Here is a 26,487-nt window from a genome sequence, read left to right on the forward strand (position 1 = left end):
TTGGCGAACACCTCACGCAAACGCTCGCCAGCACCGTTCGTGCCGGTGAACTCCGCGTGTGCGGTATCCGTGGAAGAGCGTAACCGGAGATTGCCCTCAGAAGCGAACTGGGTCCCGCTGCGGCCACCGCGACGGGCGCATCAAGGGTCGATCTGCTCGCCAGCGCGCCGGGTGAACAGCTCCTGCGCGGCCAGGCACAGCGGCCCCGGCGCGCACCCCTGGCCGTCGAGGGCGACGACCGGGACGACGTTGCGGATACTGCCTGCCAGGGCGAGGTGCACGCGGCCGGTCGCTACGTCGTCGAGCACGGTGAAGGGGAGCTCGTCGGGACGAGCCTCGCGCACGGGCAGGCCCTCCTCGACGCCCCATTCGAGCAGCAGCTCGCGGGTGATGCCCGCGAGCGGCCCGGTGGTCAGGTGCGGGGTGAGCAGCTCGCCGTCGCGCTCGACGAAGACGTTCGAGGCGGTCCCCTCGCACAGCGCCCCCACGGTGTTGGCGAGCAGCCCCTCGTCCGCCCCGCGCGCCGCGGCGTAGGCGTAGCCGACGACGTTCTCGGCGTAGGAGGTCGTCTTGAGCCCCGCGACGGCCGAACGCTCGTTGCGCACCCATGGCAGACGCACCACGCGGTTGGTCACCGCCGCGGGCCCGACCGGCCCGGCCGCCACGAGCACCGACAACGGCCCGTCGCCGCGCATCGACCCGAGCGGCGCCGCCCCGGCCGTCACCGTGATGCGCAGCCGCCCGGCCTGCTCCCCCGCCCGCTCCAGCACCTGCCCGACGCCGCGACGCACCATGGCCTCGTCGGGCGCCTCCAGGCCCAGGCCGGCCGCGGAGCGCGCCAGCCGGCGCAGGTGCCGGCTGAGGGCGAAGGCCTGGCCGCCGTAGACGGCGCACGTCTCGAAGAGGCCGTCGCCGACCGTGACGCCGTGGTCGACGGCGCTCAGCGCGGGTTCCTCGGGCGTCAGGAAGCGCCCGTCTTTCCAGATCACCACAGTCATGGCCTCAGTGTGTGCGCTGAGGCCAGGGCGATCAACCGGGCGGCCTTGAGCTCGGTCTCCTCCCACTCCCCCTGCGGGTCGCTGCCCCACGTGATGCCCGCGCCGGTGCCGAAGCGCAGGCGTCCGGTGGCGGCGTCGGGCAGACTGCGGGGATCCGCGTCCTCGGTCCACCAGAACGTCCGGATGCCGACGGCAAGCTCGGCCGTGCCGCGGTCTGCGTCGATCCAGCCGACGGCGCCGCAATAGGGGCCGCGCGGGGCGGTCTCGAGCTCGTCGATGATCGCCAGCGCGGAGGACTTCGGCGCACCGGAGACCGACGCAGGTGGGAACGTCGCCTCCAGAATCGTGCGCCAGACGTCGGGGGCGGTCGCCGCGTCCTCGAGCAGCTCGCCGGTGACTGTGGACACGAGGTGGACCAGACCGGGGTGGTGCTCCACCTCGAGCAGGCCGGTCACGGCGACCGTGCCCGGGGCGCAGATGCGCTGCAGGTCGTTGCGGACCAGGTCGGTGATCATGATGTTCTCCGCCTCGTCCTTGGAGGCCAGGCCCGCGGCCGTCGACGCGGTGCCCTTGATCGGACCGGAGATGATGACGGCGGGGCCTTCGCCGCCGGTGCCGTTGAGGCCGTCGACGCGGAGGAAGAGCTCGGGCGAGGCTGTGACCACCCACACCGGGTCGAGAACCGGGCTCCCGTCCGCACTCTGGGCATGGGGCACGTGGATAACGCCCTGGTAGGGCGCGGGGTTGCCCGCGGCGAGGATCGCCGCGAGGGCACTGGCGTCCGGCTCCTCCCCCTCCCCAGTCCGGGGTAGGGGAGCGCTGAGCACCCGGCAGATGTTGGCCTGGTAGACCTCACCGTCGCGGATGTAGTCCCGCACAGCGGAGACTGCGTCCGTGTACCCGCTCCGCGAGAGCGACGACACCCACGCTGCCGCGTCCGGACCCGTCCAGGCGGGCGCGTCCACGGCCACCTGGGTCGGCGTGGACCCGAGAGATCCACCTGTACGCGTCACGTCAGCGAAGCGCCAGGCCCGGGCGGGGCCGGCGAACTCGGCGACGACAAACCAGACACCACCGCGGGTGATCGCCTCCGGCTCCACGCGCAGATCAACCATTTCGACCGGCTGACGAGCCTCGATACCTGCGAAACGTGCGTATCCATCCACCCCTCAACGCTACCGACCGCCGGATCGTCCACACGCCACGACCACTCTCCCGCAGGTTTCCGCGGCTAGCCCCCGACCGGTGGGAGCCAGTTGGACGCCGACGGCAAAGTTCCATTAGAGTCTGTGACGCGCCGAAAACGCTGGAGAGATGCCAGTGCGTTCGAGAGCATGCGGACGTGGCTCAGTGGTAGAGCATCACCTTGCCAAGGTGAGGGTCGCGGGTTCGAATCCCGTCGTCCGCTCGGAGAGAAATCTTCAAGCGCAAGCCCGAAGGATAGATCTCAACGGTGGAGTGGCCGAGAGGCGAGGCAGCGGCCTGCAAAGCCGTCCACACGGGTTCGAATCCCGTCTCCACCTCGCAGCACAGCTAATTTCACATGGGCGATTGGCGCAGCGGTAGCGCGCTTCCCTGACACGGAAGAGGTCACTGGTTCGATCCCAGTATCGCCCACCAGCATGACAGCAGGTCAGAGGCCGTCTCGGAAGAATCCGAGGCGGCCTCTTGCGTTCGCTGGTGGGTGCGTACCCCTACCTGTACCCCTACCGGTTCTGGAAGATTTCCCTGGACGGGTGTGGATCTGGGTGGCGAACGGTGCCGGCGAGAGAGTCTCTACTGGCCCCTGCAGGGACTCGCGCAGGCTGTCCCGCGACGACCATGGCCTCGCGCGAGACGGCTTCGAAGACGTGGCCGTAGCCGTTGCCGTCGGCAGCGATCTGGACATCTGCACGGCCGAGGAACGGGCTCGCGACGTTGAGTGGGCGGTGCAGGAGGTCGGGTAGACATTCCTGCGTGCCCAATGGCCCAGCAAACGACCTGGACCCCCATCAGTCCCGAATGAACTGGACGCTGCGGGTCTCGATCAAGAGGTCGAAGGCACCGACAATGACAAGAAATCTTCCACCGGTCGCACCGCTGTGCCGTGGCAGGACCGTGACTTCGTCGACGCCATCCATACCCATTGAGGGTGGCAGCAGGTTCTCTTCGATCGCCACGTCACCGTCGTATCTGCGATGCCAGCTTTTCGTCAGCGCGTCACCCACTGATCTGCTGGTCGGTGCGCGATGTCGATCGGGAAAGCGAATCTCGAGGTGTGCGACGCCAGACTCGTTCGATTCAGTGCGCGAACACCTTGAGCGCCAGGATGGCCAACCCGAACATGCCCGCGATCATGGCGTTGAGCAGCGCGCGCGGCCACCCCATGTCCTCTTGCCTGCCGATCACCAACCCATAGGCGAACAACGCCACGATGCCTACCACCAGCGCAACCACGACCGCCGTTGCGCGATCGATGACGCCGACAACCCCGAGCATGAGCGCCAGCAAAATAGGCCAGGACGACTGCAGCATCGGCCACTCCGCGCGCGCCAGGGAGATCAGCTCGTCGCGTCGGATCGGCCTGCGCAGGACCATGCGCGCAGCGAGTCCGAGCGAGTAGACGTGGGCCAGCCAGAAAATCACGGAGGTGCCAAAGACCAGGAGCGCGGCCCGGTCGATCGTCTCGGGATCGTGGCCGGCAGCGGCCACCACGCTCGTCGCCAGGATCGTCCCGTAGATCGCCCCCGCCAAGTGATGCGCTTGCTGCACCAGCGGCGTCTGGGTCACCTGGCGAGCGTATCGCCGCGGGGTCCACCGCGCCCGTCAAGCTTCTGAGACAGTTCAGTATGATTTCCGGCTACGCCGCGACGGATTCGTCGCGGCCGCGGTATGCCTTGAGTGCGGCGGCCGAGGGCAGCCCCGCGCTGCGGACGTGAGGTCGGCGGCGGTCGTACCAAACCTGGGGCAGTCCCAATCGATCCTCGTGGGCATGTGAGTATTCTCCTGGACTCAAACAGGAGCGGCCTCGAACTGAAGCCTCGTGCTGTGGGGTGGACCTGGGGAGCGAAGAGTGCCGGTGAGAAATGGAACACCCCGGGCTCGCGCCGGCTCTCGCCCAAGGCATGACACCTTCAAACCCGACGATCGCTTCATCTGTAACACTATGACCGTTACAGTTGCAACATGCGAACGGCGGTGATTGTGCGAGCGAACGAGCTCGCTGCGGCCCAGTGGGGCCTGTTCACGGCCGCCCAGGCGCAGACGCAGGGGCTATCTCGCATGCAGCTCTCACGGATGGTCGACGCTGGCCTGCTCGACCGGCTCGAGTACGGGGTCTACGCCTCCCCCGCCGTCCAGGGCGACCATCTCCTCCCGCTACGGTCCGCGTGGCTCGCCCTCCAGCCGGCCCGCTCGGTCCAGGAGCGACTGGCCGATCTGCCCAGCGCCGGCGTCGTCTCCCACAGCTCCGCCGCCCAACTGCACGGACTAGGCGATCTCCTCGCCGATGAGCACGAGTTCCTCCTGCCCGACCGGTTCCAGTCCCGGCGCGTCGGCGTTCGGATGCGCCGCGCCGTCCTGGATGCCTCCGAGGTCACCATCGCCGCCGGGCTCCCGGTCACCACTGCGGCCCGCACGATCGCCGACCTGCTCGCCATCGGGCACGACAACGACCACGTCGCCACCGTCACCGCCGACGCCCTGCGCCTCGGCCTCACCGATCGCCGCACACTCGCGGTAGCGCTCGAGAATGCCGCGGCTCGCCGCGGCGAACCGAGCGGGGCGGCGCTGGTCGAAATACTGACGCGCACCCACACGAGGATGGACCAGTGACGGAGCAGGTGTACACCTCCGGTCGAGCCCTGATGGACCGAGGACCATCAACTATCCGGTCGGCGCGGGACCTGAGTGCAGGGCCTCCAGCCGGCGGCGGTGCTGGACTCCCTCATTCTGCTACCCGACGGCGAGTGCCTCGGCCCACTTGGTGTCGTCGAGGTACGTCGCTTCAGAGACCACAAGGCGGTGGGCCGCGACACGCGCCGCGTACCAACCTTCAATGGGAATGACGACTATCGAGGCAAGCCCTGCGGCCTCACCGCTCTGAGCTCGGCTCGCTAGGGGTGTGCTTCGCGGAGGACGCCCCTGTCCGAGTACGTCTGTGTTGATCCGCTGCCGTGTCGCGTTCGACCACTCCCGCAGCGCGTCCACTTCGATCCCGCCAGCACCGAGGACGGTCCGCCACGACTGATCGTCGCTCGTCTGCTCACCGAGAGCGGCAGCCCACCAGAGCGCCGACCACGCGACATCGAGATCAGCTGCATCGGGACGGGCGGACGCCCCCGTGTCCGGGGGTGGCGACGGATGGGGAAGCCCAGGGGGGCCGCCGAGACCCCAAGCAGCCCGCACGAAGAGCAGTTGGACCAGCGTACTCGGAACGTCGAACTCCATTGCAGCGCACCCTTCACTAGGAGACTCCCCGCTGGCAGGGAGCCACTCGCTAGTCGTCAGCAGATCGGTTCCGTGGAGATAAGGCCCAAGGCGCATACAGCACCAGACGCCGCTGTCACCGACCCCGTTGCCTTCGCCGAGTACCATCCATGGTCGCAGTGCCGGCGCGCCTCTCCCACCCGAGCGGAAGGGCCGGGCCTGGCTGACGGCGAGGACGGCGCCCCCGCCGGTAGGCACCAGCGAACTCCACTCCGCCGTGGCCGGGTCATTGCGCGGGGCGTACAGACCGACGGCCGTCAGGAGGTCGGCGCCAGCTGGATGAATCGCGGCTGCTTGCCGTCCGGCAGCACCTCCCACTTGTAGTACCCGATCGTCGGCACAGGGCCGTGGGAATCGCGATGGTAGCGCGCGGCTCGACCGCGGCCAGCGAATCGGCCGATGTGGTGATCCTCCGCGACGACATCTCGCTGGTGGCAACGGCACTGTCGGTCGGCCGGGAAACGGTGACTGTGGCCCTGCAGAGCATCTGGGTCGGCATCAGCCTCAGTGTGGCGCTCATGATCGTCGCCGCCTTCGGTGTCCTTCCCGCCGTCGTCGGCGCCTGGCTCCAGGAAGGCGTCGACGTCGTGTCGATCCTGTGGGCACTGCGCGCTACCGGAAGCGGCAGATCGAGAACGCCCACCCCCGCGCCGAGCACCTCCCACCCCTTGGCTGGAGTCGCCCCGTAGGCAGGCTCACCCGGAACGCGTCCGGGGCGAGCGAGTGGTGAACCTGGCGGCGCGCCGGCTCACGCGGTGGTGATATCCACGACGGCGTGCGGGAGCGTCGGCTGCGCCTGGTTGCTGCGCGGGTCCTGAGAAGAATCGCGCCTTCGCGATCTCGACGAGCACCAGATAGGCGACGACCATCGCAACTAGGACCAAGAAGAAGGGAAATGGGAGCGGGTGGAACCCGAGGATGCGTGACAGGGGTGAGTACGGCAACCAGACGCCGACGCCGACTACACCGAAGGAGGCCAAAGCGAGCCCGAGCGACGGGCGGCTGCGGAAGAATGGCACGCGGCGGGTGCGGATGGCGAAGATGATGAGCGTCTGGGTGGCGATCGACTCGATGAACCACCCGGACTGGAACTCGCTCTGGCCAGCGTGGAAGACGAAGAGCATCAGGGCGAAGGTCGCGAAGTCGAACACCGAGCTGATAGACCCGAACAACAGCATGAACCGCCGGATGTACCCGATATCCCAGTGCGAGGGCGTGAGCAGCTGCTCCGGGTCGACATGATCGCCAGGGATCGCCAGCTGACCGGTGTCATAGAGCAGGTTGTTGAGCAGGATCTGGCCCGGAGTCATCGGCAGGAACGGCAGAGTCAATGACGCCACAGAGGCGCTGAACATGTTCCCGAAGTTGCTGGACGCTCCCATGAGCACGTACTTGATGGTGTTGGCGAAGATGCGGCGGCCCTCCATCACCCCGGCGGCAAGCACTCCGAGATCCTTGTCGAGCAGCAGCACGTCGGCTGCATCCTTCGCCACATCCGCCGCGGTCTCCACGGAGATGCCGATGTCCGCCTGGTGGAGCGCCAGGGCGTCGTTGACTCCGTCGCCCAGGAAAGCGACCGACCTTCCCGACCGACGCAGGACCCGTATCACCCGCGCTTTCTGCTCGGGAGAGACTCGCGCGAAGATCGTGGCCGTCGCAGCAGCTTCTCTCAGCGCGTCGTCGTCCATCGTCTCGATCGTCGTCCCGATCAACGTGCCGCCAGAGGCGAGACCGATGTCGGACAGGACTTTCTGCGCGACGAGCGCATTGTCACCAGTAGCGATCTTCACACTCACGCCAAGAGCCGCGAGCGCATCGAGCGCCTGCCGCGCGTCTGACTTGGGACGGTCGAGGAACACGAGCAAACCGTCCAGGGTCAGCCCCGACTCGTCTTCGGGACGCAGGTGGTCGCGGTCCGTCGCCATCGCATGGGCGACGGCAACCACCCGGCCTCCTTCGGCGTACTCCTGGTCCAGAACGCCCTGAGCCTCGGCTGGGATGTCGACGCAGATCGCCAGCACGTCTTCGGGAGCCCCTTTGGTGACGATCATCCTGCCGTCGTGAGGGACGTCCACAAGGACGGTCGTCCGGCGCCGATCGTGGTCGAAGGGCAGGACATCGATGTGAGGAGCACCTGTGGTGGAGGTTGCGGCTGCTTGAGGCGACTCCCACAGGGCCGCGTCGAGGGCGTTCAGACCAGAGGTGGACACGGGTCGGACGGTGTAGTCGGCCTCTGTCGCGAGCAGCCCGAGCAGGAGGAGCTGCTCCTGGGTGACAGCCGAGCCGATAGGCAACACGGTGGTGAGGGATATCCGCCCCTCGGTCAGAGTGCCTGTCTTGTCGGTGACGAGCACGTCCATGTCGCCGAGGTCTTCGATGCAGACCAGTCTCTTCACCAAGACCCTCTGCTTGGCCAGTGCGCGGGATCCCGTCGCAAGACTTGCACTCACGACGGCGGGGAGCAGCTGCGGAGTGATGCCGACGGCGATGGCGAGAGAAAAGAGCAGCGAGTCGATCACCGGGCGGTGCAGCAGCACGTTCACGACGAAGATGACCGTCGTCAGGGCGACCGCCACCTCTAGCAGCAGCAACGAGAATCGACCGAGCCCTCTCTGGAACTCTGTCTGCGGCTGCTGGGCGCCCAGGGCGACCGCGATCCGACCGAACTGCGTCCGCGGGCCTGTGTCGACGACCACCGCAGTAGCCGCTCCGGACAGGACCACCGTGCCCATCAACACGCAGCAGTGCAGCTCCGCGATCGCTGCTTCGCCTGACACCACCGCAAGGCTCTTCGCGACCGGGAGGGACTCCCCCGTGAGGATCCCTTCGTCGCAGGAGAGGTCGTGGGTGTCGATCAGGCGCATGTCTGCAGGCACGACCGCTCCGATGCTCAGCCGCACGATGTCGCCTGGCACCACCTCGGTGACGCCGATTGTGGTTGCCGCACCGTCCCGGATGACCGCAGCCGTGTGCGTGATCTGGTCGTGGAGAGCATCGGCGGCCTGCTCGGCGCGGAACTCGTTGACAAACCCGAGACCGATGCTGGCCGCCAAGATCACCCCGATGATCACCGAGTTGGTGGCTTCTCCCAGGAAGACCGAGACCGTCGCCGTCACGAACAGCAAGACGAGGATCGGACTCTTCAGCTGGCGTCCGAGCACTCTCAGCGGCCGCGCACGATGTGCACGCAGGGCATTGGGACCGATCGCGGTCAGTCGCCGGCGAGCTTCCTCGGACGACAGCCCTTCCGGTCGGGCATCAAGCTGCTCCATCACATCGGGAATCTCCTGGGATGCCGCTCGTGCCAGCCGGGACGGCGGTCGGAGGTCCACCTCAGGGGGTTTCTGGTCCTTCATCACCGTTGTCGTTCGAGGTCTACGGATCATGTCGAGCTGCGCGCTCTGTGTGCGATCCAGCCAGCACACCGTGCACTACAGATCGGATGCCTCGAGGCGGGAGGTGTCTGCGATGGGCGGTTCGGCCGACGACGGGATGGCCAGCGGGACAAACTCAACAGGGCAATGAGCGTGCTGGACGAGCGCGCGGGCAATGCTGCCCGGAGCGGACAAGGCGAGCCGTCCTTCAATACCTCCGTGGCCGTGGCGCCCTACGACGAGGACGTCAGCATCCTTGGAGTGGCGAACGAGCGTTCGGGTGACGTCGGCGTACTCCATGTGGGTGGCGACGCGGACGTCCGGATATCGTCCCGTCCACTCGTCGACAAATGCGCTGATCACGCTCGCGGTCCGCGCTCCCCACTCCTGTTGAACCGACATCTCGTCGACGAGATACGCATACAGCGAGTCGAGTTTCCAACAGTGGACGACATCGAGGTCGGCAGACGTCTCGGATGCTATCGCGAACGCGTGCGCGAGCACCGAGGAGGAGACCGCCGAACCATCGACGGCGGCCACGACCCGACGACGCGCACGGTGTTCGTCCCACTCGCGAGTAACGCTCACCACTGGGCAGGAAGCACGCGCGACGACACCGAACGTCGTGGTCCCTGTGAACAGGTGCTCGAGAGCGCCTCCGGGCCGGTGACCGACCACAACAAGACGCGCGTCTGCGGAGGCACCAGCCAAGACCGAGACCGCCGGTCCTAGGGCGGCGTGCACGTCGACCGGCACTTTCGCGCCGGCGATCTTCTCGACGAGCACTCGAGCGTCGGCCAAGATCCCCCGACCCACATCCATGAGGCTGTCGCCGGTCAGCAATGGCCACATGGGCGAGATCGGCACGATCTCGTGGACCGCATTGACAAGCAGAAGGCCGCATCCGATCCGGTCAGCGCGGTGAACCGAATAGCGGACCGCACGGTCCGATTCGGGTGAACCATTGACCCCAACCACAATCGGCAAGTCCAAGTGTGTGCGCATGACGACCTCCAGAGACGGGCTGGGCTGCCTTCCACCACCAGTCTCCCTAGGCCACAACGTGGTCGGCAGTGCCATCAGCCTCTGGCGGCCCAGTCCATTCGGCATGACAACGAGGCACAGATCCCAACCAGATAGTTGTGGACCAGGCGTCCCGAGATGCCTCTTCTCCGATATAGGTCCATTGGCCGGTACCGGGGAGCCCTCTCGCCCTATCGAGGATGCCTCCGGGGTGATTGCGTAGTAGCAGAGGCCCTGGCAACTCACCGTGAGCCGACCATCCTGGGGCCAGCGGCTGCTGCGATTGAAAGGAGAAGCGACATGGACGTCGTCGATGCTCGCATCGAGAGGATTCTGACCGCGGCCGCGCAGGCTCCGAGCGTGCACAACACGCAGCCGTGGACCGTTCAGGTGCAGGGCAACAGGATCGCGGTACACGCCGATCCTTCACGCCAGCTGCGCCATGTCGACCCGACCGGTCGCGAGATGTATATCAGCTGCGGTGCGTTCTTGTTCAACCTGAGAGTCGCTGCTCGCCGGGAGTCGCTGAAGGCGGTCGTCGCCGTGCTGCCAAGCCCGTCAGACGACCTGCTCGTGGGCAGGGTCCGGCTGGAACCTGACGCGGGGCCGCACACGGACGAGCTGGAGCTGTCGGTAGCCGTCGGGAGACGTGCGACGTCTCGGGCCCAGTTTGATGATCAACCGCTCGACCTCGACGTGCTGCGTGAGATGCAGGAGGCGGCCCGGGACGAGGAGGCTGACCTGCGCGCGATCAACCCGTCGGACCCAGTGCGCACGCAGGTGCTCGAGCTGGTGCGCCGGGCGGAGGCCCTTGCCGCGGAGGATGCCATAGCCCGTAGTGAGGAATCGACGTGGACGGCGACCGACCCGAATCGCGAGGACGGGATCCCCGCTGACCTGCTCGGCCCGGCCACCTCTGACGACGAGGCTCCGGTACGCCACTTCTGGGGCAGCACGGGGTCAGGCGGCGCGGCGTTCGAGCACCGCTCGACGATGGCGGTCCTCTCAACCTCGGGAGACTCCCGCCAGGACTGGGTCGCGGCCGGTCAGGGGTTGGAGCACCTGCTCCTGGTCGCCACGACGTACTTCGTGCACGCCTCCTTCGCGACCACGGTGCTGGAGAACCCGACCACACGGCACGACCTGCGCCGCGCGCTGGACCTTGCCGGGCATCCGCAGATGCTCATGCGCCTGGGGTACAGCCGGACCCCACCGCACACTCCCCGGCGCACCGTCGAGGAGATCATCACCTCCAAGCGCCCTGAGGTCCCAGGTACCTGAGTCCCACAGCACCTTGGGTGCAATGCGAGTGTCGCCACACGTGCCGTGCCGAAGGGCCCGGGCCCAAGGGTCTCCCGGCCCTGTCGGGATCGTCCGACTCGGACGAGTGTGAGTGGAGAAGAGACTCACCCCCGTTCTGGAGGTCATCCCTGCGGGACGCCATGTCACAGGAGGAAGATCATGAGCACGACCCGAGAACCCCACCAGAACATACCCAGCGGCCCAAGCCGGCCATCGAGTCCAAGCGTCGCTGACCCCAGCCCGATCCGCCACCAGGCCCACGCCCAAGGTGCGTTGCGCTACGTCGGCGCGCTGATCCGCATCAGTCTCGGCTGGATCTTCCTCTGGGCCTTCCTCGACAAGCTCTTCGGTCTCGGTCATGACACTGCCTCCGACGCCGCATGGATCAACGGCGGGCATCCCACCGCGGGCTTCCTCAAAGGAGGCACCAGCGGTCCCCTCGCGGACTTCTATCAGGGTCTGGCAGGTCAAGCGTGGGTGGACTGGGTTTTCATGATCGGGCTCCTGGGTATCGGACTCGCGCTGCTGCTGGGCATCGGGATGCGCCTCGCCGCCATCGCCGGGGCCATCATGCTGGTCCTGATGTGGTCTGCTGTCCTGCCCCCGGCGAACAACCCCTTCATGGACGACCACCTGATCTACGCACTTGTCCTGGTCGCACTCGCACTGGGCAACGCAGGCAACACACTCGGTTTCGGTCGCCAGTGGCAACGCACCAACCTGGTGCAGCGGTGGCCGATCCTCACCTAGCGCATGGAACTCATCGTGCGGCGCAGGGGGCCGCACACGAGGGCACTAAGCCGCGAGGGCCGGAGACAGCGCCGGGGTCTCACCCGTGTCCGGCGCACCTCTCACCGGAAGGATGACGTGAAACGGGAATACGCTCAAGATGTGGACCGGGCCTCTGCCGAGGTGCAGGACGCGATAGAGCAGGCGGTGAGCGGTATCTCCTCCGACTTCGACCTGCGTGACCTGCTCGTCGGCGTGGTGCGCGCTGCGTGCACGCTCTCCGGTGCCCGCTACGGTGCGCTCGGGGTGATCGGCCACACCCGGCGACAGCTCGTGGAGTTCGTCACCGAGGGAGTCAACGACGAGGAACGCGCACGGATCGGCCCCTCGCCCATCGGTCGCGGCCTGCTGGGTCACCTCATCGACCATCCAGAGTCGCTGCGAATCGACGACCTGAGGACGCACCCCGCCTCGACCGGCTTCCCGCCCGCCCACCCCCCGATGACGACGTTCCTCGGGGTCCCCGTCAGGGTGAGCGGCCGTGTCTTCGGCAATCTGTACCTCACGGACAAGACAACCGGCAGCACCTTCACAGCCGACGACGAGAAGGCGGTCGTCGCCATAGCGCACCTGGCTGGTATCGCCATCGAGCACGCCAACCTCCTCGTGATGACCGAACATCGAGCGCGCTGGCTCGAAGCCACTGCACTCATGCCCGCCGACGTTCTGCGCGCCCACCTGCCTCAGAACGCCCTGGAGGCCGTGCTGCACGGCGCTCTCGACGCCGCCCAGGGGCTGACTGCCATCGCCATCGCACCCGCCTCTGCGGGACAGTTCACCGTCCGCGCCGCCGTTGGGGACCTCAGCACCGACCCGTCCACGACGCTCCAGACGCTCCGCCCAACCCTCATGCTCGCGATGGCCACTTCCAGCACCCGCTGGATCGACCTCCCTGTTGGTGGGGCTGTCATGACCCGGCTCGTCATCGACACGCTCACCCGCGGGGCGCTCATCATCGTCTTGCCCCAGGGAGGCTTCGCCGAGAATGTCGCCGACGACTCAGAATTCATCACGAACTACGCCAGCCAGGCCTCGCTCGCCCTCGAGAAGCACCACGCCCGGACCATCCACGAACAGCTCGCGGTGCTGGCCGAACGCAACAGGATCGCTCGCGACCTGCACGACGTGATAATCCAACGGCTGTTCGCCCTCGGCCTGCAGCTGAAGACGATCAGCAGCGCCGTGGAACCAGGGATCGCCGACCGGTTGCACGAAGTGATCGACGACCTCGATGCCACCATCGGTGAGATCCGCCGATCGATCGTCGACCTCAGACCAACGCACCAACAACGCTCCATACGCGCCAAGATCCACGGGCTGGTCACCGAGTACTCCCACGTCCTCGGCTACGCCCCAGCCTTAACCATCACGGGCCCCCTGGACACACTCCTGGACCCGGCCCTCCATCACCACGTCATCGCCGTCCTGCGCGAAGGGCTGTCCAACAGCGCGCGGCACGCCTCAGCCACCAAGGTGTGGCTGGCAATCGAGGTCACCCCCGCCCAGCTGACGTGCACGGTCACCGACGACGGCACCGGCCCCGAACAGCCCGGCCTGCGCAGCGGCCTCCGCAACCTTGCGGAACGAGCGGCCGAACTCGGGGGAACCCTCCAGATTGCCAGCCGGTCGCCCCGCGGCTGCACGCTCACCTGGACGGTTCCGCTCTCAGGAGTCGCATGACCCACCCCCATGAGCGCTGACCCCACCGTCTCCTAGCTCTGGATCTTCGTCGCCAGAACAGCCGCCTGGGTCCTGGACTCCAGCCCCAGCTTGGTCAAGATGCTCGAGACGTAGTTCTTCACCGTCTTCTCCGACAGAAACATCTGCGATGCAATCTGCCGGTTCGTCCTCCCCTCTGCTATGAGTGTCAGAACCTTGCGCTCCTGCTCGCTCAGGGACGCCAGCTCTGGTTCGTGGACCGGCCCACGGCGCAGCCGTTCAAGAACCCGTGACATCAGCGTCGGGTCGATGAGCGACTGACCTTTGGAGACGCTCCGCACGGCGGACACGACATCGGACCCGGCGATCACCTTCAGCAGGTACCCCGACGCACCCGCCATGATCGCCGCGAAGAGCGCCTCGTCGTCGTCATAGGAGGTGAGGATCAAGGTGTGCACACCCGGCGCCGAGGAGTGCAGTTCACGGCACACTTCGATCCCCGAGCCGTCCTGGAGACGCACATCCAGCACGGCCACGTCGGGGCACAATGACGGAACCTGCCGCATCGCCGCCTGCGCAGAACCCGACTCGCCAACAACCTCGATGTCCCCCTCAGCTTCGAGCAAGCCCTTGATCCCTCGGCGGACGATCTCGTGGTCGTCGAGCAGATACACACTGATGCGCTCCATAGTCCTGTTCTACGCCCACTGCTCACCCGGCACCATGTCCCGTCACGCACCTCCCGGAGGACGGTCCGCGCGCCCGTCTTGCCGCCTTAGCCCTTGCACACCCCTACTGATGGACTTCCACTGGTGCCGATCGGCGACTGGGAGGACTGCGTGACTCCGTGAACCGCTGATCGTTTCCCGACGCGAGATACGGCGATTCTCAGCCGGCAAGCGAATCGCCGGCAGCCTATATTCACTGACGCCACAGAAGTTGTGACATGGGTCTCACAGAAGCCGACGAGTTGGACCCACCGGCAACGTTCCACTAGAGTCTGGGACGCACCGAGACGCTGGAGCGCAATAATCCGGTGAGTAACGACTATAGTAGAGCATCACCTTGCCAAGGTGAGGGTCGCGGGTTCGAATCCCGTCGTCCGCTCGGAGAGAAATCTTCGTGCGCAAGCCCGAAGGATAGATCTCAACGGTGGAGTGGCCGAGAGGCTAGGCAGCGGCCTGCAAAGCCGTCCACACGGGTTCGAATCCCGTCTCCACCTCGCAGTACAGCTAATTTCACATGGGCGATTGGCGCAGCGGTAGCGCGCTTCCCTGACACGGAAGAGGTCACTGGTTCGATCCCAGTATCGCCCACCAGCATGACAGCAGGTCAGAGGTCGTTTCGGAGGAATTCGGGACGACCTTTTCAATTGCCTGGAGGGTCCATACCCCTACGCGTACCCCTACCGGATCTCGCGGACGGGTCTGGATCCGGCTGGTCGAGGACGTGATGTGCGACACGCAGCAGCTAGGGCGACGAGGTCTCGCGCAGGCCCGGCGTCGGAGCTTCAGGACTGCCTGTGACGCGGGATAGGGGTCGACCGACCGGTCCCGGGCCGACGTGGCATATTCGCGCCGCGCCAGAGTTGGCGTGCGGACGCTGAGAAGGAGGAGATGTGGCACGACGAGGCCAAGGACGGTCCGGTGGCGCACATGCTGCCCCTGGCGCCCAGCGCCGCCGCGACCCGCGCCGCACCGCGCAGGGGATCATCTCGGTGCTCGCCGAGGTTGCCCGCGAGGTCGACGGCGCCGTTCAGCGACCGCCCACGAGGCCCACAGTGCGCACGAAGTTCCAGGTCGTCGCGCTGCTCGTGCGCGAAGAACGAGCCCGGGTGATGGCCGACGACGCTCTGACGGCGGTCCGACGCGGCGAGGAACTCAAGCGCCTCGATGGTGTCGCGACGATGCTGGCCAGGACCGCTGCCCGGGACACCTCGCTGCTCGAGCTGCTCGCCGACGACGCCCGGGTCTCCGACGCGGCGCGCGCTTTCAAGGCGTCGGTGATGCGCGCCGGTGGGCTAGAACCGCCGGAGGTTCCCTCGCCGGTAGCTCCGACCGCGCCGGTGCTTAGTGCCTCAACCCAGGTGGTGCCGCGGTCGGTCGTTTCGCGCCAGCTGGCGAATCCATTCCTGGCTCCGGACTTCGCGGCTGCGGCCGAGCGGACGCCGACGCGCGCCCGCAGACTGGCCGGCTGGGAGCTGCTCGAGCCGCTCTTTCGATCCTTCGAGCGGGCCGCCACGGGAGCACCCGCTTGCATGGCCCTGCCCGACCCCCGGCCGGTGTCCGTTCCCCGCGGCCGGGACCTGATGCCGCACCAGGCTCAGGTCGTCACGGCTACGGCTCGCGGCCATCGCACGTTCCTGCTCGCCGACGAGCCAGGGCTCGGCAAGACCGCCCAGGCGCTGCTCGCAGCCCAGGCGGCCGACGCCTACCCGCTGCTGGTCGTGGTGCCCAACGTGGTGAAGGCGAACTGGGCGCACGAGGTGGCCCTGTGGACGCCGTCGCGGCGGTCCACGGTCGTCCACGGCGACGGCGACCGGATGGACGGCTTCGCGGACGTCGTGATCGTGAACTACGAACTGCTGGATCGGCATGTTGGTTGGCTCGGCGACCTAGGCTTCCGCGGCATGGTCATCGACGAGGCGCACTTCATCAAGAACAGGACTTCCCAGCGGTCCCAGCACGTCATTGCGCTCTCGGAGAGGATCCGCGCCCGCGTCGCCCGGCCGTTGCTGATGGCTCTCACCGGCACCCCGCTGATCAACGACATCGAGGACTTCCGAGCGATCTGGCAGTTCCTCGGCTGGATCGACAACACCGTGCCGCTGGGCGCGCTGCAGACCGCCCTCGAGAACACTGGGCTCACCCCGGCCGACGCAGGCTTCTCGGCCGCCGCGCGGGCCAGCGTGATCGACATGGGCATCGTGCGCCGCCGCAAGACGGACGTGGTCGCCGACATCCCGGCCCGCCGGCTCGCGGACCTCGTGGTCGAGCTCGACGGTGCGGCCGGCCGATCGGTCCGTGCCGCCCAGTCCGCACTCGTCGAGCGGCTGGTCGAGCGCTACCGGATGGCCCTGGAGATGCGCACCGGAGGCGCCACCGTCGACGGGATCCACCACGAACTCGTTCGCCGGGTCGCGGCAGCGGAGCTCAAGGACTCGAGCTCGAAGGCCGGTGGCGAGAACGTGTTCACGATGGTCCGTCGGATCGGCCAGGCCAAGGCCGGGCTGGCCGCCGACTACGCCGCGCAGCTCGCCCGCAACGTCGGCAAGGTGGTGTTCTTCGCCAAGCACGTCGACGTGATGGACCAGGCCGAGCAGATCTTCGCCGGCCGCGGCATCCGCTACGCCTCGATCCGTGGCGACCAGACGCCCAGGGTGCGGGAGAAGAACATCGCCGCGTTCGTCGACGACCCGGACGTGTCGATCGTGGTGTGCTCCCTGACGGCTGCGGGTGTCGGCCTGAACCTCCAGGTGGCCTCGAACCTCGTACTGGCCGAGCTGTCCTGGACCCACGCCGAGCAGACCCAAGCCATCGACCGTATCCACCGGATCGGCCAGACCGAGCCCGTCACCGCGTGGCGGATCATCGCCGCGCAGACGATCGACTCGAGGATCGCCGAGCTGATCGACGGCAAGTCCGGGTTGGCCGCCCGCGCGCTCGACGGTGCCCGCGAGGAGGACGTCTCCTCGTCCACGACCGTGCAGCTCGACACCCTCGTCGGGCTGCTCACCGACGCACTCGTCTCCGGCGCAGTGGCCTGAGCCCTCGTCACCGCTTGGGGATATGGCTGGTGGCTGCCGACCGGCGCATTCATTGACCTTGGGGTCTTCTCGATCCTCACGATCGGACCGTCGGCTTCTCGGTACCAGCGCTGCGCAACCGTTCGGCGGCAGCGGCCATCACAGGTCTCGGACTATCGGTGCTATATCTGGCCTTGCTGAATCGCGCTGGACCCGGTCGGGTCTGCCACGTCACGGCGTCGGCTACGACGTGCGTAGAGGCATAGAGTCCGTAGCCTCCTATCGTTGTGAGCGCAGGACTGATCGTCGCCTTGTTGCTGATCACCCGCTCGCGGCGGTGGCGACAGTCGCGAGGTTCTACCGGGCCGTCGCGTGGTCTAGTTCCCTTCGTGTCGTGGTCCTGATGCCGGCCCCTTCGACACGTTGACAGACCTGAACGCGTTCTTACCTGCCGTTGACGCCAACGACGAACACGTCGGCGTCCAACCGCCCGCCAAGGTCCGCACAGAAGCGCTTGGCCCGATCGACGTCAGCGACCGGGATGCCAACGACTTCTAGCCTGAAGTCGCCAGGCTGCGGGATCGGTGTGGTGTCGTCACGATTGGCCCGGCGAGGCCTTTCACGGTAGGTGGGAGGGAAGCGGTGTCGGTCCAGTCGTGGAGAGTACGGCGTCGAGGAGCCCGGGGAAACGTGCGTCGAGTTCCTTCCGGCGCAGGCTCATGATCACCGTCCGCCCCACGCGCTCCTGATGGAGGACTCCCGCCTGACGAAGAACGCGCCAGTGATGGCTTGCCGTCGACTTCGACACACCTGGAAGAACACTTCCGCAGGTCAGGTCGACGCCAGCAGCGATCTGGCGCACCGCCTCGAGTCGGAGGGGATTGCCAAGGGCGTCGAGGACCGCTGTCACGTCGAGCGCACCCAGGTCGGGGTGGTCCAGGATCTCGTGCGCCATCTTTCGAGAATACCCGAACGATCCACTGCGCGATGCTACATTGTTCGAAACAAGTCGAACAGTTTCAAGGAGCCCGCATGTCGCCCGATGCCACCTCGACCACCCGCCAGAGCACGGCCGATCACCGCCTTGTGGGGACCGCCGACCCTGCCGTTGGTCACGCGTTCTTGCGCGCCTACGCAGCTCGCGACTGGGACTCCCTTCGGGCACTGTTCCACGCAGACGTCACCTGGGACCTCCCCGGCCGCGGCCCGATCTCGGGCCGGGCTGCAGGGGTGGAGGCCGTGATCGACCGCGTGCGACGAATCGTCGACGGAGGAACGCGAACCCAGCTGCTCCACGTCCTGACGGGCAGCTCCGGTGTTGCCCTTTTGCTGCACAACACGGGGCGGAAGGCGGACGGGCGCCTGCTCGACGAACACCTCATCACCCTGCTCCGTACCAGGGAGGATCAGATCGCGGCGGTCGAGACGTACCTGTCCGACATCGAGATGATGCAGGCTTTCTTCGCTGAGCCTCCGACGACCTGAAGCCCGAATCGGCGCTCGTCAGCCTCGCACCAGGGAGCGATGGACGCCGACGCGATCGTGCGACGCGCGAGGGCCTCCGCCCACGACGACGGAGCGTCTTCCTGGGTGCACCCGGGAGACGAGACCCCGACGGCGTGCACGAGGATCTCGTACCCATCAGGGCCAGGCAACCTCGGTTCCAACAAGCGCGATTCCTACGGCGGATGATGGCGCGAGCGCTACGACATGCGTACCGCCATGCGTCAGTAGGTAAAGCCGTGACTCGCCAAAGTCCCATGACAGCGCGAGCATCCAAACGCCATCGATCGAGACCAGGACTGGGACCATGGCGACGGGAACCCGGTCAGCTGGCACATTACGCTCGGTGCCCCACTCCTCCAGGACCGCCGTGACGGGTACCCCGGTCGTGACAAGTGAGTCACCTAGGGCCCCGATATACGCACCGTAGTGGAGCAGAAGTACCGCTGACTCTTCGACCATGTCGGCATACACCGGGTCCATCCGGATCATCGCCCATAGTCCCTGCGGCGTCGTCGCGTACAAGGCGCCCATAGCGCGTCGAGGACCTCCGCAAAGTTCAGCGTCGAACCACAACTCACCTGTAGTCCGTTTACGCATCGGAAGACGACGCTGCACTGAGCCTCGTCGTGGATGCCCTGCTCAGCGTGTCGCGCATTGGGGGGACAGGCCAGTTCATATCAACTCCACCTTTCGCTCAGCACCACGGAAGCATGTCGCTAGGTCACTTCAGCAGCCGGTTAAGTCACAGGTGACAGACCCCGCTTCCCAGTCGGTCACGGTCCGTCGAGTGCGGACCTTGTAGGGAAGATACTCCTAATATGCACCTTCGGGATCCGGTCCGAGTGCAATGAGCACCACATGCGTGTCGGTCCTGTTCGAAGCATGGCGATCGTCTGTCTACCGTGCACCCCACGGGTCAGGCGCCACGATCCATCCACAGGGAACCACCACGGCGTGGACCTGTGGCCGTCGAGGTGGACATGAGCGCGGCCATGTCTCGTCTCCCACCTGTGCTAACCGCGTCATATCGCCCTAGCGATGACACACCACGTTGTCGCTGGTCAACTCCCTGACGAAGGGCAGCTTCCTCACGTGTCTCGGATCTGCCGCCGGGCAGCGGCCCGCGCCTCTGCCCGGTTCGGGGATCGGGTGGCCATTGCTGCCCACCTCGGGTCGCACGACCGATTTGAGAAAGCAGTCGCCGACTGCGCCGAGACCCGCGCCAAACAGAACGTCTGCAGCCACGGCGCCTGGTCGACGCAGTCGATTCCGGACGGGTCATCGCGCAGACCGGACCGTATCCCACGGACCCGCGTTCTCTGGCCGACTTCACTGGCCAGTTCACTGGCGCGGACCTTCTCACCCGCCGCGGATGAGGCGCGACCTAGCCCAGCGGGATTGTCTGGTAGTGCAGCGGTGGTCAAGGAACGTGACGCAGAGTCAGAGCGCATTTCAGGAGGAGGAGCCGTGAGCGTGCCATTCAAGGGCAAGGTCAACGTCGACATTCGGGACTCGGTGGAGGACTGGACGCCGTTCGCGCCGCCACAGGCACCCGAGGGCGCGCCCAACGTCATCTACATCGTCCTGGACGACGTCGGCTTCTCGGCCATGTCCTGCTACGGCGGGCCGATCAAGACGCCGAACATCGACAAGATCGCGGGCGATGGGCTCCGGTACACCCAGTGGCACACCACGGCGCTGTGCTCGCCCACCCGATCGTGTCTGCTGACCGGCCGCAACCACACCCGCAACAGCATGGCCTGCATCACCGAGGCTTCCAGCGGATTTGCCAACGCCAGCGGCACGATCCCGCCTGAGAACGGCATGTTGTCCGAGATCCTGGGCGAGCGGGGCTGGAACACCTACATGGTGGGCAAGTGGCACTTGTGCCCCACCGTCGAGATGAACCTCGCCTCGACCCGCCGCAACTGGCCCACCGGGCGAGGCTTCGAGCGGTGGTACGGCTTCCTGGGCGCTGAGACGAGCCAGTGGTATCCCGAGCTCACCTACGACAACCACCCGGTGGACCAGCCGAGGACGCCGGAGGAGGGTTACCACTTCGGCGTGGACATAACCGATAAGGCGATCGAGTTCATCATGGACGCAAAGGCGGTTGCGCCCCAGAAGCCGTTCTTCCTGTACTACGCACCCGGTGCCTGTCACGCTCCCCACCACGCACCCAGGGAGTGGATCGAGAAGTACAGGGGCCAGTTCGACATGGGCTATGAGGCGATCCGTGAGGAGACGCTGGAGCGCCAGAAGCAGATGGGTATCGTGCCGGCGAACACGGAGCTTCCCCCGATGAATCCGATCGGCACGTCCGAGACACGCCAAGGGCCCGAGGGGCAGCCCTTCCCGGCGCTGGATGTCACCCGGCCGTGGGATTCCCTCTCCGCAGAGGAGAAGCGGCTGTTTGGGCGAATGGCGGAGGTCTACGCAGGATTCCTCTCCCACGCGGATGATCAGATCGGGCGGTTGCTCGACTACCTCGAGGAGTCCGGCGAGCGGGAGAACACCCTCATCATGGTCGTGTCAGACAATGGTGCCAGCGGCGAGGGCGGGCCGGACGGGTCGGTCAACGAGATGTTGTTCATGAACGGCATCCCGGATGACATCACTGCCAACCTAGCCATGCTCGACGACCTTGGCGGGCCGAAGACCTACAACCACTACCCCAACGGCTGGGCGATGGCGTTCAACACGCCGTTCAAGATGTGGAAGCGCTACGAGTTCAACGGCGGTACGTCTGACCCGTGCGTGATCTCGTGGCCGGCCGGCATGAAGGCCAAGGGGGAGATCAGGGCGCAGTACCACCACGCGATCGACCTGGTGCCGACCGTCCTGGACGCCCTTGGTGTGCAGGCGCCCGACACGATCAAGGGACATACCCAGAGCCACTTCGACGGCGTGAGCATGCGCTACAGCTTTGACGACCAGGCTGCCGCGGGGCAAAGACAGACGCAGTTCTTCTCGATGCTCGGGTCCCGGGGCATCTGGCACGACGGGTGGAAGGCCGTCACCACCCATCCGACGCTCGCTGGCTGGGCACACTACAACGACGACGACTGGGAGCTCTACCACGTGGAGGTCGACCGCTCAGAGCTGCACAACCTCGCGGCCGAACAGCCCGAGAAGGTCCGCGAGATGGTGAACATCTGGTATGCCGAGGCCGGCGCCAACCAAGGTTTCCCCCTCGACGACCGCTCGGCCCTCGAGATCTTCGTCGCGAAGCGGCCACAGCTCTCGGCGCCGCGCGACCGCTACGTCTACTTCCCCAACCACGCCGAGGTACCCGAGGCCCAGGCAGTCGTCGTCCGTGGACGCTCCTTCGTCATCGGCGCGCTGGTCGACATCCCGGAGCCCGGCGCGCAGGGCGTCCTGTTCGCACAGGGCTCGCGGTTCGGCGGTCACGCCCTCTACGTGAAGGACAACCGGCTGCACTACGTGAACAGCTTCGTCGGAATGTTCGAGCAGATGGTTGTCGCAACCGACGAACTGCCGACCGGTACGGACCTGATCCTGTCGGCCTCGTTCGAGAAGGACGATGTCGATCCGCCCCCGGTGACGGCAGGCATCCTTTCTCTCTACTACGGCGAGACGAAAGTCGGCGAGGGTCGCATCAAGACCCAGCCGGGCAGCTACATGATCGCCGGTGAGGGCCTGTCCATCGGTCGCGACGTCGGCGACCAGGTGACCGAGGACTATCCCGGCGAGCGCCCCTTCCGCTTCACCGGCGGCACGATCAAGCGGGTCGCGGTTGATGTCAGCGGCGAACCGTATATTGACCTGGAACGCGAGGCGCAGGGGATGTTGATGCGGGAGTAGTGGGCCAGAACCAGATACCCGGCGGGAGCGGGAGGTGCTGCTCACCGTCGCCCGGGGACTGTCGAACATCGAGATCGCCGTCGAGCTGTTCATCAGCGAGGCGACGGTGAAGTCCCACGTGTCGGTGATCCTCCGCAAGCTCGGCTGCCGCGACCGCGTGCAACTCGTCATCGCGGCGTACGAGAGTGGGCTCCTCGGCGCGGCCGCCGTCGTGTCGTGACGCCAGTCATCAGGCTCGACCACTCGACAAAGCACCACGGTGTGGTCGAGATGCAGCCGTTGGCTGACCACTTCACGCCGAGGTCATCTAGCCGGCAGAACGTCGTCAGGTCAGCAACGCTGAAGGTAGCGTCACGCACGACCTTAGGGCGCAACCGCGACCTTCGGGGATCGGGGATCCTCCGGTGGCAGGTGGCTGATCAGGCACGGTCGTGGAGAGTGACCTGGTAGCCGTCGGGGTCGGCGAAGGTGAATCTCCGACCGAAGGGGCCGTCGATCGGCGCGGAGACGATGGTGTGGCCGTCGGCGACGAGAGCATCGTGAATAGCCTGGACGTCTGTGGCGTGGAGCCAGATCGCGGCACCGATGCCGGGCTGAGCAACGGATGCAAGATCGGTTCCGGGAACGATGTCACGGAGTGCGAACGCGATCGGCTTCGTCTCGAAGACGACCGCGTGCGGAGGTCCGGCCTGCGAGCGGACGAGGCCGAGGTACTGCTCGTAGAACGCCTGCGAAGCGTCGAGATCGCGCGCTTGGAGGGAGATGAAGTCGGGGCCGGTGGCGGGCATGGTGATGCTCCTTCTTTTCATGTCAGCTTTCTGACACAGTCAATGTATGTCAGAATACTGACATGAGTCAAGATGGGGTCGGCATCGACCTAGAGACGTCACTGGGCTACCTGCTGAAAGAGGCGTCGAGTGCCCTCCGCGCAGCCATGGAGGAGGTGCTGCGGCCGCTCGGGATGAGCGTGACGCACTACTCCTGCCTCGAGCTGCTGGCTCAACGACCGGGCTTGTCGAACTCCGAGCTCGCGCGGGGCGCGTTCGTGACACGGCAGTCGATGAACGTGCTGCTTCAGGCCCTGGAACGAGACGGGTGCGTGACCAGACCCGCGGAGGCCCCCGTCGGGAAGGTCCTTCCCACGCAGCTCACGCCTCGCGGCCGACGGAACCTGGAGAAGGCGACCGTCGCCGTCCGGTCCATCGAGGTCAGGATGCTGGCCGGCATGACCGAGACCGAGCAGTCAGGCGCGTTCCGGATCCTGAAGAGCATGATCCATTCACTACGCGACGGCAACGACGGCGCATAGTCCGCGCACCGGCGCACATCAATCCGAGGAAAGGCAGGCCCATGAGCACCCCCGCTGTCGGATCCGTCCACCACATCGAGCTGTGGGTCCCTGACATGGACCGTGCCATCGCGCACTGGGGATGGCTGCTGACCGAGCTCGGCTATCAGCCGTTCCAAGACTGGCCCGGTGGGCGCAGCTATCGGCTGGCCTCGACCTACATCGTCGTCGAGCAGTCACCCGACCTGGCCTCAGACGAGCACGACCGCAGGCGTCCCGGCCTCAACCACATTGCGTTCCACGCCGGCGACCGCGCCCGCGTCGACGAACTCACCGCCGCCGCACCCGCGCACGGCTGGACGCTGCTGTTCGCCGACCGCCACCCGCATGCCGGTGGCGCGAACACCTACGCTGCCTACCTCGTCAACACCGACGGGTACGAGGTCGAGCTCATCGCGGGCGACTAGATGGTTCTATCTCGAAAATCACTCGACTGTCGAGAAGAACGACAATGCCGCAACGACGTGCGCCTGCGTGGCTACACCCAGACTGGGGTCGATGGCTGGCGCGAAGAACGGCGAGTGGTTCGCCGGGATGTCTTGCGCCACCGTGCCGTTCTCCACTGCGGTGCGGTAGACGTCGGACGGCACTGACCCTACGGTCCAGTACGTGTACGGGATCCCGAATGCGTCCGGCAGTCTGCTGAAGTCCTCCGACGCCGTCGCCGGGCTGGTGTTGTAGACCACCCCGGGCCCGAAATGGGCGTTGAATGCTGCGGTCACCCGGGAACTGACGTCGGGATCATTGGTCGTGAGCGGGTACTGGTCGTAGTACTCGAACTCCGGCTCCCGAGGCGACCCTGCCGCGGCGCACTCGCCTCGCACGATGCGTTCGATCGAGGCGATGACCCGGCCCCGCAGCGCCATGTCATAGGTGCGCACGTTCAGCAGCAGGACCGCACGGTCCGGGATGATGTTGGACTTGGACCCAGCGTTAGACGCTCCCACGGTCACCACGGCGAACTCCCCCGGCATGGTCTCGCGCGAGACGATGGTCTGCAGGCGCAGCACGATGGCGGCGGCCAGAACCACGGGGTCGATGGAATTGTGCGGCATCGAGCCGTGCGCGCCCCGGCCGTGCACGGTGATCCTCACAGAGTCTCCTGCGGAGAGGATGGGACCAGCGGTCGTGCCGATGGTCCCGGCCTCGGTCGCCATCACGTGCTGTGCGAACGCCACGTCCGGGCGAGGCACCTTGGTGACCAGCCCGTCGTCGAGCATGGCGCGGGCTCCGGCTGCCGTCTCTTCGGCCGGCTGAAAGAGCGCCATATAGGTCCCGGACCAGGCATCGCGGTGATCAGCGAGCATCTTTGCTGCACCCAGGAGAGCGGCGATGTGCATGTCGTGGCCGCAGGCGTGCATGACACCGACGGTCGTGCCGTCGGTGTCCGTGACGGTCGTGGTGGACGCGTAGTCCAGGCCGGTCGCTTCGGTGACCGGAAGGGCATCGATGTCGGCGCGGGCGAGCACGCACACGCCAGGTCCGTTCTCCAGGACGCCGACGACGCCGGTGCCCCCGATGCGCTGGACGGCGTAACCCCAGGAGGCGAGTCGGTCCGCAACGGTCTGCGCTGTCGAATGTTCCTGCAGGCTCAGCTCGGGATTTCGGTGCAGCTCCTTGTAGAGATCTCGCTGCCAGTGCAGCTCCTGGTCCAGGTTCGCGAGCACTGCGTCGACGTCCTGCATGTGCCTACCTCCCTCGGGTCAGCCCGTGGGGTGGTCACCCCGATGCGTGCGAGCACGCTCCCCACATGGCCATATCGATCGTACTCCGCGCCCTCTCCGCGACAGCGGGCTTGCCTCGAGGGGCTTCCGCGGGCGTGTGGGGGCAATACGCTGCTGGCATGAACAAGGACCGTGTGACGCTCGGGCGCGCACCGCGCCCGACGTCGGGTGCGGACCTCGCGGAGCGGGTCTGGTACCTGCTTGCCACGGCCTTGGCGCGCGCCGGGAAGCCCGTCCGCGGGCTCGAGGGGATCACGGTCGACATGACGGCCACCATCCAGGACGGGCCGTTCGCCTGGCTTGAGCTGGCTGACGGCTCTCTCGCGGTCGAGCTCGATGGTGGTACCTCCTCGCGGGCGGAGGATCAGCCTGTCCTCCCTCGAGCTCGTCCTCACGTCGACGGGACCCAAAGACCTCTCCGTCGGTGCCTTCGCTCGACTGCGATGGGGAGTCCTCTCGGCCAGCGCTCGGATCGGCGCGACTGTGAGCATAGGCCGTGACATGCGTGGGCGGTTGAGCGACGTCACGATCACGAGCGGTCACCCCGTCATCGCCGCGGTCCTGTACGGGTTCCGCCGACGGATCTCCGAGAGCGAAGACCAAGGCTTCAACCTCGGCGCCGACCTCGGGTCGGGCATCCGCATGACCGATCTGTCGGTCGAGGCAGGCACAGACCTCGTGCTGAACGCACGGTTCGGCTAGCTCCGGACCGTCCGCCTTCCCGCCT

General features: G+C 66.6%; 22 protein-coding genes, 5 tRNA genes and 1 pseudogene. 17 read left to right on the forward strand and 11 right to left on the reverse strand.

The genetic code is table 11. From position 1 onward, the window contains the following. Window positions 1-140: 140 nt before the first annotated feature. Window positions 141-998 carry an aminotransferase class IV gene (locus BLQ50_RS05820; protein ID WP_093182023.1) on the reverse strand — a complete coding sequence of 286 codons (858 nt, stop codon included), beginning with the start codon at window positions 996-998 and terminating at the stop codon, window positions 141-143. Continuing rightward, a complete protein-coding gene (locus BLQ50_RS05825; RefSeq protein ID WP_093182025.1) occupies window positions 995-2,113 on the reverse strand; it encodes a chorismate-binding protein in 1,119 nt (372 codons plus the stop codon). The genes BLQ50_RS05820 and BLQ50_RS05825 overlap by 4 nt, the downstream gene beginning before the upstream one ends. 221 nt (window positions 2,114-2,334) lie before the next feature. Here BLQ50_RS05825 and BLQ50_RS05830 point away from each other — a divergent pair. The 3 genes from BLQ50_RS05830 (at window position 2,335) to BLQ50_RS05840 (ending at window position 2,618) form a co-directional block, all read left to right on the forward strand. Continuing rightward, a tRNA-Gly gene (locus tag BLQ50_RS05830) sits at window positions 2,335-2,406 on the forward strand. A 44-nt stretch (window positions 2,407-2,450) separates the two neighbouring features. Then, window positions 2,451-2,521, forward strand: a tRNA-Cys gene (locus BLQ50_RS05835). 22 nt (window positions 2,522-2,543) lie between these two features. Further along, window positions 2,544-2,618: transfer RNA gene (locus tag BLQ50_RS05840), tRNA-Val, on the forward strand. Window positions 2,619-2,989: 371 nt separating this feature from the next. Here the strand turns inward: BLQ50_RS05840 and BLQ50_RS18575 are convergent. Further along, entirely contained in the window at window positions 2,990-3,157 is a 168-nt protein-coding gene (locus BLQ50_RS18575) for a hypothetical protein (protein ID WP_175559037.1), read from the reverse strand. Window positions 3,158-3,278: 121 nt separating this feature from the next. Then, complete coding sequence (locus tag BLQ50_RS05850; RefSeq protein WP_093182028.1) at window positions 3,279-3,767, reverse strand: hypothetical protein; 489 nt, start codon at window positions 3,765-3,767, stop codon at window positions 3,279-3,281. Window positions 3,768-4,163: 396 nt separating this feature from the next. Between BLQ50_RS05850 and BLQ50_RS05855 the strand changes: the two genes are divergently transcribed. Together BLQ50_RS05855 and BLQ50_RS05860 are read left to right on the forward strand one after the other, a co-directional pair. Further along, complete coding sequence (locus BLQ50_RS05855; RefSeq protein ID WP_093182030.1) at window positions 4,164-4,811, forward strand: type IV toxin-antitoxin system AbiEi family antitoxin domain-containing protein; 648 nt, start codon at window positions 4,164-4,166, stop codon at window positions 4,809-4,811. A gap of 1,013 nt (window positions 4,812-5,824) precedes the next feature. After that, window positions 5,825-6,154 carry a hypothetical protein gene (locus BLQ50_RS05860; protein ID WP_175559038.1) on the forward strand — a complete coding sequence of 110 codons (330 nt, stop codon included), beginning with the start codon at window positions 5,825-5,827 and terminating at the stop codon, window positions 6,152-6,154. Between the two features lie 6 nt (window positions 6,155-6,160). Here the strand turns inward: BLQ50_RS05860 and mgtA are convergent, their stop codons facing one another. Together mgtA and BLQ50_RS05870 are read right to left on the reverse strand one after the other, a co-directional pair. Beyond that, window positions 6,161-8,851 carry a magnesium-translocating P-type ATPase gene (mgtA, locus tag BLQ50_RS05865; RefSeq protein ID WP_342672052.1) on the reverse strand — a complete coding sequence of 897 codons (2,691 nt, stop codon included), beginning with the start codon at window positions 8,849-8,851 and terminating at the stop codon, window positions 6,161-6,163. 45 nt (window positions 8,852-8,896) lie between these two features. Continuing rightward, window positions 8,897-9,919: a universal stress protein gene (locus BLQ50_RS05870; protein ID WP_175559039.1), complete on the reverse strand. Its 1,023-nt coding sequence runs from the start codon at window positions 9,917-9,919 to the stop codon at window positions 8,897-8,899. A gap of 243 nt (window positions 9,920-10,162) precedes the next feature. On the opposite strand from BLQ50_RS05870, the gene BLQ50_RS05875 reads away from it, so the two are divergent. The 3 genes from BLQ50_RS05875 to BLQ50_RS05885 all read left to right on the forward strand — a co-directional run bounded on the left by BLQ50_RS05875 (window position 10,163) and on the right by BLQ50_RS05885 (window position 13,633). After that, the gene (locus BLQ50_RS05875) at window positions 10,163-11,143 is read left to right on the forward strand and encodes an Acg family FMN-binding oxidoreductase (RefSeq protein WP_093182035.1); all 981 of its coding nucleotides are present in this window, start codon (window positions 10,163-10,165) and stop codon (window positions 11,141-11,143) included. A 180-nt stretch (window positions 11,144-11,323) separates the two neighbouring features. Beyond that, complete coding sequence (locus BLQ50_RS05880; RefSeq protein WP_093182037.1) at window positions 11,324-11,914, forward strand: DoxX family membrane protein; 591 nt, start codon at window positions 11,324-11,326, stop codon at window positions 11,912-11,914. A gap of 141 nt (window positions 11,915-12,055) precedes the next feature. Then, window positions 12,056-13,633 (forward strand): GAF domain-containing sensor histidine kinase, encoded by a 1,578-nt coding sequence (locus tag BLQ50_RS05885; protein WP_175559040.1) that lies wholly within the window; start codon window positions 12,056-12,058, stop codon window positions 13,631-13,633. Window positions 13,634-13,665: 32 nt separating this feature from the next. On the opposite strand, the gene BLQ50_RS05890 is transcribed toward BLQ50_RS05885, so the two are convergent. Continuing rightward, on the reverse strand, window positions 13,666-14,301 hold the full coding sequence (locus BLQ50_RS05890) for a LuxR C-terminal-related transcriptional regulator (RefSeq protein ID WP_093182040.1): 636 nt from the start codon (window positions 14,299-14,301) through the stop codon (window positions 13,666-13,668). A gap of 462 nt (window positions 14,302-14,763) precedes the next feature. Between BLQ50_RS05890 and BLQ50_RS05895 the strand changes: the two genes are divergently transcribed. From BLQ50_RS05895 to BLQ50_RS05905, 3 genes are all read left to right on the forward strand, one after another. Beyond that, a tRNA-Cys gene (locus tag BLQ50_RS05895) sits at window positions 14,764-14,834 on the forward strand. Between the two features lie 22 nt (window positions 14,835-14,856). Continuing rightward, a tRNA-Val gene (locus BLQ50_RS05900) sits at window positions 14,857-14,931 on the forward strand. A gap of 299 nt (window positions 14,932-15,230) precedes the next feature. Then, entirely contained in the window at window positions 15,231-17,378 is a 2,148-nt protein-coding gene (locus tag BLQ50_RS05905; RefSeq protein ID WP_093182042.1) for a DEAD/DEAH box helicase, read from the forward strand. 598 nt (window positions 17,379-17,976) lie between these two features. On the opposite strand, the gene BLQ50_RS05915 is transcribed toward BLQ50_RS05905, so the two are convergent. Continuing rightward, complete coding sequence (locus BLQ50_RS05915) at window positions 17,977-18,312, reverse strand: ArsR/SmtB family transcription factor (protein ID WP_093182043.1); 336 nt, start codon at window positions 18,310-18,312, stop codon at window positions 17,977-17,979. Window positions 18,313-18,389: 77 nt separating this feature from the next. Here BLQ50_RS05915 and BLQ50_RS05920 point away from each other — a divergent pair, with 77 nt between their 5' ends. Next, window positions 18,390-18,842: a nuclear transport factor 2 family protein gene (locus BLQ50_RS05920; protein ID WP_093182045.1), complete on the forward strand. Its 453-nt coding sequence runs from the start codon at window positions 18,390-18,392 to the stop codon at window positions 18,840-18,842. Between the two features lie 156 nt (window positions 18,843-18,998). Here BLQ50_RS05920 and BLQ50_RS05925 read toward each other — a convergent pair whose 3' ends face one another. Then, on the reverse strand, window positions 18,999-19,394 hold the full coding sequence (locus BLQ50_RS05925) for a hypothetical protein (protein ID WP_093182046.1): 396 nt from the start codon (window positions 19,392-19,394) through the stop codon (window positions 18,999-19,001). 618 nt (window positions 19,395-20,012) lie between these two features. On the opposite strand from BLQ50_RS05925, the gene BLQ50_RS05930 reads away from it, so the two are divergent. After that, window positions 20,013-22,688 carry an arylsulfatase gene (locus tag BLQ50_RS05930; RefSeq protein WP_245700928.1) on the forward strand — a complete coding sequence of 892 codons (2,676 nt, stop codon included), beginning with the start codon at window positions 20,013-20,015 and terminating at the stop codon, window positions 22,686-22,688. 28 nt (window positions 22,689-22,716) lie between these two features. Next, window positions 22,717-22,908, forward strand: a pseudogene (locus BLQ50_RS05935) (response regulator transcription factor); the annotation flags it as partial. A 199-nt stretch (window positions 22,909-23,107) separates the two neighbouring features. Here the strand turns inward: BLQ50_RS05935 and BLQ50_RS05940 are convergent. Then, window positions 23,108-23,476, reverse strand: coding sequence for a VOC family protein (locus BLQ50_RS05940; protein ID WP_093182051.1), 369 nt, complete (start codon window positions 23,474-23,476; stop codon window positions 23,108-23,110). A 62-nt stretch (window positions 23,477-23,538) separates the two neighbouring features. On the opposite strand from BLQ50_RS05940, the gene BLQ50_RS05945 reads away from it, so the two are divergent. Further along, a complete protein-coding gene (locus tag BLQ50_RS05945) occupies window positions 23,539-23,997 on the forward strand; it encodes a MarR family winged helix-turn-helix transcriptional regulator (RefSeq protein WP_093182052.1) in 459 nt (152 codons plus the stop codon). Between the two features lie 41 nt (window positions 23,998-24,038). After that, the gene (locus BLQ50_RS05950; RefSeq protein ID WP_093182053.1) at window positions 24,039-24,443 is read left to right on the forward strand and encodes a VOC family protein; all 405 of its coding nucleotides are present in this window, start codon (window positions 24,039-24,041) and stop codon (window positions 24,441-24,443) included. Window positions 24,444-24,461: 18 nt separating this feature from the next. Here the strand turns inward: BLQ50_RS05950 and BLQ50_RS05955 are convergent, their stop codons facing one another. After that, the gene (locus BLQ50_RS05955) at window positions 24,462-25,721 is read right to left on the reverse strand and encodes an amidohydrolase (RefSeq protein WP_093182055.1); all 1,260 of its coding nucleotides are present in this window, start codon (window positions 25,719-25,721) and stop codon (window positions 24,462-24,464) included. A gap of 375 nt (window positions 25,722-26,096) precedes the next feature. Here BLQ50_RS05955 and BLQ50_RS18290 point away from each other — a divergent pair, with 375 nt between their 5' ends. Continuing rightward, a complete protein-coding gene (locus BLQ50_RS18290) occupies window positions 26,097-26,462 on the forward strand; it encodes a hypothetical protein (RefSeq protein ID WP_139185756.1) in 366 nt (121 codons plus the stop codon). The last annotated feature ends 25 nt before the right edge of the window (window positions 26,463-26,487 follow it).

Origin of the sequence: Sanguibacter gelidistatuariae (assembly GCF_900096585.1) — a bacterium.
Taxonomy (GTDB): domain Bacteria; phylum Actinomycetota; class Actinomycetes; order Actinomycetales; family Cellulomonadaceae; genus Sanguibacter; species Sanguibacter gelidistatuariae.